Annotated in this window: 4 protein-coding genes; all 4 read left to right on the plus strand. The window is 57.1% G+C overall.

All coding sequences use genetic code 11. From position 1 onward, the window contains the following. Window positions 1-270, plus strand: a 270-nt coding sequence (locus lacNas_RS00475) for a CysS/YqeB C-terminal domain-containing protein (RefSeq protein WP_444979748.1), incomplete at its 5' end; no start/stop codon positions are given. After that, entirely contained in the window at window positions 263-706 is a 444-nt protein-coding gene (locus lacNas_RS00480) for a Mini-ribonuclease 3 (protein ID WP_201330958.1), read from the plus strand. The genes lacNas_RS00475 and lacNas_RS00480, both read left to right, overlap by 8 nt. Next, window positions 693-1,445 carry a 23S rRNA (guanosine(2251)-2'-O)-methyltransferase RlmB gene (rlmB, locus tag lacNas_RS00485; RefSeq protein ID WP_201330959.1) on the plus strand — a complete coding sequence of 251 codons (753 nt, stop codon included), beginning with the start codon at window positions 693-695 and terminating at the stop codon, window positions 1,443-1,445. The genes lacNas_RS00480 and rlmB overlap by 14 nt, the downstream gene beginning before the upstream one ends. A 112-nt stretch (window positions 1,446-1,557) precedes the next feature. Further along, on the plus strand, window positions 1,558-1,917 hold a 360-nt coding region (locus lacNas_RS00490; protein WP_280515418.1), incomplete at its 3' end, for a sigma factor.

Below are 1,917 nucleotides of genomic sequence, written 5' to 3' on the forward strand. Positions count from 1 at the left end.
GTCAACGCGGAAAGAGCCGACAAAGACAGCCTCAAGGCCTTTAAGGAAAGCCTGACGGCCTGGCTCGGCGTCTTCGGCATCGATGCCAGCCAATTGCTGGCCCGGGAAAGCGGCGATGACGACGCCGTAATTGAAGATTTGGTGGCCCAGCGGGCTGAGGCCAGAAAGAACAAGAACTGGGCCAAGAGTGACGAGATCCGGGACAAGCTCAAGGAAATGGGGGTCGTCCTCAAGGACACCCCGCAAGGAACAAGGTGGAGCCGTGAATAAAGCAAAGAAGCTAACAGAAAAAAATGTCGATCCCAACACTTTGAGCGGCCAGACTCTGGCTTATCTGGGCGACGGGATCTATGAAGCCGCCATCAGACGGCACCTGATCAAGGGCGGGATGCTGAAGCCGCAGAACCTGCAGCGCGCTGCTACCCATTATGTTTCGGCCAAGGCCCAGGCAGGCCTGATCGCCAAAATGCTGGATACCGGCCTTTTGACCAGTGAAGAAGAGACGGCCTACCGGCGGGGGCGCAATGCCAAGACCCATACCAAGGCCAAGCACACCAGCCTGGCGACTTACGAGATGTCGACGGGCTTTGAGGCAGTTTTTGGCTACCTGGACCTGGCCGGGGAAAACGACCGGGTTAAGGAGCTGATCTCCTGGTGCATTGATGAGGTGGAAAGCGAGGGAACGAGTGAGTATGTCTTCAACTAACAGTGATTTCGTCTTCGGCCGCCATGCCGGAATCGACTTTTTGAAAACGCAGGACGGCGAAAAGATCAACAAGGTCTTTCTGGCTGAAGGGGTGCAGGAGGACTTCGCCAGAGAAGTCTACCGCTATGCCAAGCAAAAAGGCCTGATCGTCCAGCGGGTGCCGAAAAACAAGCTGGACAAGCTGACTGGCGGGGAAAACCACCAGGGCCTGGTGCTGGCAGTGGCCAGCTTTGAATACGCCGACCTTGACCAGCTGCTGGACAAGCTGGACCAGCAAGATGAGGCACCGCTTCTGCTCATGCTGGACAACATCGAGGACCCCCACAACCTGGGCTCCATCCTCCGCAGCGCCGATGCTGCCGGGGTCAGCGGGGTGATCATCCCCAAGCGCCGGGCCAGCGGCTTAACCAGCGTGGTGGCCAAGACCTCGACTGGCGCCATTGACCACGTGCCCGTTGCCCGGGTGGGCAACTTAGTCAAGACCTGCCAGGCCTTGAAGGACCGCGGCTACTGGTTCTTCGGCACGGCCATGGAAGGGGAAGACTACCGCAAGTGGGATGCCAACGGCAAGACGGTTCTGGTGATCGGCAACGAAGGCAAGGGGATCTCCCCGCTTTTGCTCAAGCAGATGGACCAGACTTTGACGATCCCGATGATCGGCCACGTTCAGTCCCTCAATGCCTCAGTGGCAACCGGGATCCTGCTTTACCAAGCTTTTAACAGCCGGCATCCTTTGTAAGGCAAATCATTTACATAGCGGGCAAAGTGATCGGATCAAACGAGGGTTCGATTCTACCGCGAAAAAAAGTCCTTTATTCTGTGAAAAAACACGGAATGGAAGGGCTTTTTATATGGTATTAACAAGGGAAAGAGAACGCCAGCTCATCCGGTTGATTCAGGAAAAAGACGATGAGCTGGCCTTAAGGGAGCTTTTTGCCAGCTACCGGCCCCTGGTCGGCAGCGTGATCAGCCGCTATTTTATGGAGCTGTATGACCACCAGGACTGGGAGCAGGAGGCCTTGATCCTCTGCTATAGGGCGGCCAAGCGCTTTGACTTGAAACAAGAGAAGCCGTTTGCGGGCTTTTACAAGGCCAGCCTGCACAACCGGATCGTCAACTTGATCCGCCGGGTCAAGCGCCAAAAGCACCTGGCAGCCAGCGCCCAGGTCTACTGGGACGACGCGGCCGGAGAACTGGCGGCTGACCCGCGC

Origin of the sequence: Lactobacillus nasalidis, assembly GCF_016587775.1 — a bacterium.
GTDB lineage: Bacteria > Bacillota > Bacilli > Lactobacillales > Lactobacillaceae > Lactobacillus > Lactobacillus nasalidis.

Bases quoted from the DNA above. Each gene is read 5' to 3' on its own strand.
- rlmB (WP_201330959.1), top strand. From the start codon at position 693: ATGTCTTCAACTAACAGTGATTTCGTCTTCGGCCGCCATGCCGGAATC.